The organism is Bradyrhizobium sp. Unk1, from assembly GCF_059512345.1.
In genome coordinates this window covers 1-4,043 of the sequence record NZ_JCAMOP010000127.1, presented here as the reverse complement: position 1 = coordinate 4,043, position 4,043 = coordinate 1, and the positions used below count along the sequence as shown (strand labels likewise).

At 56.4% G+C, this 4,043-nt stretch carries 5 protein-coding genes; 4 read left to right on the top strand and 1 reads right to left on the bottom strand.

From position 1 onward, the window contains the following. The first annotated feature begins 796 nt into the window (after positions 1 to 796). The 3 genes from AC5ZFO_RS47355 (at position 797) to AC5ZFO_RS47345 (ending at position 2,352) form a co-directional block, all read left to right on the top strand. A complete protein-coding gene (locus AC5ZFO_RS47355; RefSeq protein WP_282524468.1) occupies positions 797 to 1,747 on the top strand; it encodes a helix-turn-helix domain-containing protein in 951 nt (316 codons plus the stop codon). A gap of 200 nt (positions 1,748 to 1,947) precedes the next feature. Continuing rightward, positions 1,948 to 2,169: a hypothetical protein gene (locus AC5ZFO_RS47350; protein WP_496124178.1), complete on the top strand. Its 222-nt coding sequence runs from the start codon at positions 1,948 to 1,950 to the stop codon at positions 2,167 to 2,169. Between the two features lie 57 nt (positions 2,170 to 2,226). After that, positions 2,227 to 2,352, top strand: a complete 126-nt coding sequence (locus AC5ZFO_RS47345; protein WP_496124177.1) for a hypothetical protein — start codon at positions 2,227 to 2,229, stop codon at positions 2,350 to 2,352. A gap of 392 nt (positions 2,353 to 2,744) precedes the next feature. On the opposite strand, the gene AC5ZFO_RS47340 is transcribed toward AC5ZFO_RS47345, so the two are convergent. Then, entirely contained in the window at positions 2,745 to 3,155 is a 411-nt protein-coding gene (locus AC5ZFO_RS47340) for a hypothetical protein (RefSeq protein WP_496124176.1), read from the bottom strand. Positions 3,156 to 3,360: 205 nt separating this feature from the next. Here AC5ZFO_RS47340 and AC5ZFO_RS47335 point away from each other — a divergent pair. Next, positions 3,361 to 4,043 (top strand): IS4/Tn5 family transposase DNA-binding protein (locus tag AC5ZFO_RS47335; RefSeq protein WP_496124175.1); only part of this gene is annotated, 683 nt, incomplete at its 3' end.

Here is a 4,043-nt window from a genome sequence, read left to right as displayed (position 1 = left end):
CAAAAGCACGCGACAAACTCGGCCGCGCCTATCCAACCACCGCCAAAGAGTCAAAATCACTGAGATGAACCACTAGTTGATATCAACGATATCGAGCTATGGCGATCTCGATCGCCGGATTGCGGTGTTTGAGGCCGCCATAACCCGTACCTCGCAAGCGGCGGAACAGGGAAGCCTTCAGCGGGCGCAGCGCCCTACGGACAAATGAGGCGTAGATGAAAACTCAGCGCGGTACTAACATCTCGGTCCCGGCTTCCGTGTTGCGGATCACTGGCGCCGGATAATCGGGGAAGATGCCAGGCATCGGCACCAGGTTGCCGACATAGCGATTGAATATCCTGAGCGGAAGAGCGCCAGAATGCGGCCGGGTTGGTGGTGATGCCGTAGAGGGTACACGTGTGCCGCGCTGACTAGCGTTTCCTAAAATCCTTTAGCTTGCGCATGTAGTAGCCTTGCGCCAGAACAGCGAGCCTAATTTCCTCGCTAACGGAAGCGACTTTTCTCTTCTTCTTACGCCATTTGCCTGACACGTCAGGACGTGGATGATAAACCGTTGCGCACGACGAGCAGATCGCTCCTGTCGTTCAAATACACATCGAACATTGTGAGGCCCCCAGCCGAGCATTAGATTATCGCCGGGAGCAGAAATACACCAGAGCAGGTGCGACTTAGACCGCGCAGCAATTCAATGGAGGACTGGCTCATTGCCCTGACGTGTTGGTCACTATACATTCAATCCGTGGTATTCCGGAATCTCTAGAACCCGATTCGGCAGTGTATTGTTTAGAGGGCCGCCTTGGCCCGCGATAGGAGAATAACGGCTCTGGCTGTGTTGGCGCCAAAGGTATTTCGCTTTACCGATCTCGATCAGTATCGAACAGCCGTGCGAAATCTGAAGGTCGAATTTACGCCTCTCGCACGGAAAATCTCTGCCGAGCAAGTCATCCTTAATCTTCCGGGATGTGACATCAATTTTGCCAAGTCTTTCCCGCGCATCGCCGATGGTCAGCTTGCCGACAATTGCACAGCTGTCGGGTTCTCGATGGATGACGGTTTTCCCATTCGCTTCAACGGGGTCGAAAGAGATCACTCAGCTATAGCGATCGGCGGCAGCGGTGCTGCATATTCCACGGTCGAACGAGCCGAGCGGCAATTCACTTCGATTATTTTCACGCCAGCGATACAGGATCGTGGCTGGCCCCAGGCCGGTCCCAACTGGAAAGCGTTCGAAACGAGCACCGCTGCGCAGCATTGGCTGCGCGAGCTCGTGAGGCAGATCCTGTCAACTTCCGCGACATTCGATGTCTGCGAGGCGGGCGACGCCTCGTCCGCAATCCGGGAGTCCCTACTAGCTGGAATTGATGCCGCATTCGCCCATGTTGTTGACGCACGATGGGCGTTTCATGCGAATTACCTCGGGCATTTCAGGAGTTTCCGAGATATTCAGGAAGTATTGTCCGGCAACATCGGGCGTCCGATCTACAGCGAAGAACTTGCGCGAGAAGTTGGCGCCTCGGTGCGAACCATGCACGAGGCGGTCAAGCGATACCGAGGAATGAGCCTCCATCGATATTTGCGCCTGAGGCGTCTCTGGCTCGTGCGGCAGCGACTGCTGGCCGGAGCGGATAGCGTAAAGGCGTGTGCGCTCGCTTTCGGATTTTGGCACTTAGGTGATTTCGCGAGGAATTATCGTCTTCAATTCGGCGAACGACCCTCGGACACTCTGGTGAAATCGCGCCTCCAGTGATGCGGCTTTTTAGAATTGCCGGTCATGGGCTCCCCCTTGCCGCGGAGAGCCAAGAGAAGATCATCCTAGGGGCCACGGGTTGGCGTCGGGTGACGAGGGGCATCGGATCGGTCACTAAAACTGTTCGGGACACTATAGAGACACCAATGGCCACTCCCGGCTCGAATCGGTGGTTCACACAGGCATCCCCGGAGCAGAAAATGACTCTTCCATCTGCATGCGCTGCTGCAACCATCGTCTCGGTCGTTCTTCTCGCCGAGGTATATTCGGGCGCCCGCGTCTACGCTCAGCAGTCGACGGGCCAATTGTTGATATCATCGGGGTTTAACCCCATCGCCGCCACCACGCCGGAGATGTTGAAGCGGCTGATGTCGTTTCCACCCAATCAATTCCAGCTGCGGCAAAAGGGCGGGCGTCCCTAATATGTCTATGCCGATCCCTCCGGGTGCACCTGTGCGTTTGTCGGCAGCGTGGCCGCGATGGATAAATATCGCGCCAGCTATGGCGCATTGCCGGCAGATACGCTCTCAGCGGGTGGCTTTACGGACCCCGAGCAGAACCTGATCAACAGCATGGACAACGACGAGGTCGGCCCAGTTCAATAGCGACGTCTTCGGCCCGGACTTTTGACCACGCCGGATAGCAGTCTGTCTATCGTTGGCCGGTGAAGCTGGTTACGCTCCAAGTGCATGCCGGTGCACAGAAAAGAGCGCCCGATACGGAAGCCAGCAAGGCGAGGCCGCCGGGCTATGAGGTTGCGACCGTCCGAGCTAGGCTACCCGTCGATACAAAAACAGTGCCTCCGGAATAGTGGGTTTCGGGCTGTAGCGGTCTCCCGCTACCAAAATTCCACGATTTTGCTCGCCTTCCTTCGATCTTCTGCGATCCCTTGCGCTCAATGGTAGCGCCTCGTGAGCGCGACCTGATGAATTCGCCCGACCAAGTTGAGGCCGAGGCTGCGGAGAAGGAGTGACGCGGCACATTGTCTTTGTCGCTATCAGCCCAGCCGCGTCAAGGCGCAGAGGGCTACCGTCGGCGATTTGCATCCTAGTTGCTTCGCTGCGCGGTCCAGTATCCCGCAGCGCCCACTTCCCGAGTGACCGCTCCAGATTCCGCGGCCGGCGTCCCGCGTCAGCCTCCCCGACCCTGCTGCGTATTTGTCGTGGACCGTCACCGACGCGCGAACCGCGCCCGATCTTCCGACATACCCAGTGAACTTCACGAGATTGGGGTGAGAAACAACGCCGTCGTTTATGTTTACCGAGAAATTGTAGGTCGGATCGCAGCTTCCGCGTTGCGTAACGAAGACGAGATTCCAGGGGCCGTCGTAAGAGGTTCGGGCTTCGGCAGCCGTCGTCAAGATAAGGCAGGCACAGCCAATGACATTCGCGAGCAGTCGCTTCTTCATGATCTTCTCTCCAGAGGAATGGGTTGATGTTCGGTAAGGCAGCAGTTGTGGGCGTTGGGCATTCGTCGTCTTCTTGGTCTATCGTAATCGTTCGTCGACCCTTACGATTACCCACATTTTTTGAGGCCCGGCCCAACCGAAAACTTGAGTCGCCGGAATCACTTATGATTCTTTGATGAGCACCTGATTCGAGAAGAGGTGCTCTATGGGACTGACTTCGCGCGCCCGGGATGAGAAGGCGCATCCGTTGGCGTCTGACGCGGTGACCTGGTTCGATCGTGAAGCTGCGCTGTGCGAATTCCAGGACGCTCGACTTGGCGAGAGATTTCGCATGCTGCTGGAGCAGATTGGTGGAGACATCGGACAGAGCATTCCGATGGTTTGCCAAGACTGGGCGAATACCAAGGCGGCCTATCGTTTCTTCTCCAATGAACGAGTAAGCGAGGCCGACATCCTATCTGGTCATTTTAAATCGACGCGGGAACGTATCGCGGCTGCGAAAGGGCCTGTTCTTGTTCTGCATGATACGACCGAATTCACCTATCAAAGGGAGCGCCCGGATCTGATCGGGATGATTAAGCGCATCCCCAAAAGCAACTCTCGAAGATTGGACGGAAAACCCCAAACGTACACGACATGCGGAATATTGATGCATTCGAGCCTTGCGGTGACCCTTGAGGGGCTTCCACTGGGGCTCAGCGCCGTGAAGTTCTGGACCAGAAAGAGATTCAGAGGGGTCGCTGCGCTCAGGCGCGAGGTCAACCTGACACGGATCCCCATTGAAACCAAGGAGAGCATTCAGTGGCTGGAAAACCTCAAGCAATCCACGGAGCTTTTTGAGAAGCCATCGAAGTGCATCCATATCGGTGATCGTGAGGCCGATATTTA

What these genes read in the sequence shown, in the direction of transcription:
- AC5ZFO_RS47345 (WP_496124177.1), top strand. Translation starts at nt 2,227, where the DNA reads ATGGATAAATATCGCGCCAGCTATGGCGCATTGCCGGCAGATACGCTC.
- AC5ZFO_RS47340 (WP_496124176.1), bottom strand. Translation starts at nt 3,155, where the DNA reads ATGAAGAAGCGACTGCTCGCGAATGTCATTGGCTGTGCCTGCCTTATC.
- AC5ZFO_RS47350 (WP_496124178.1), top strand. Translation starts at nt 1,948, where the DNA reads ATGACTCTTCCATCTGCATGCGCTGCTGCAACCATCGTCTCGGTCGTT.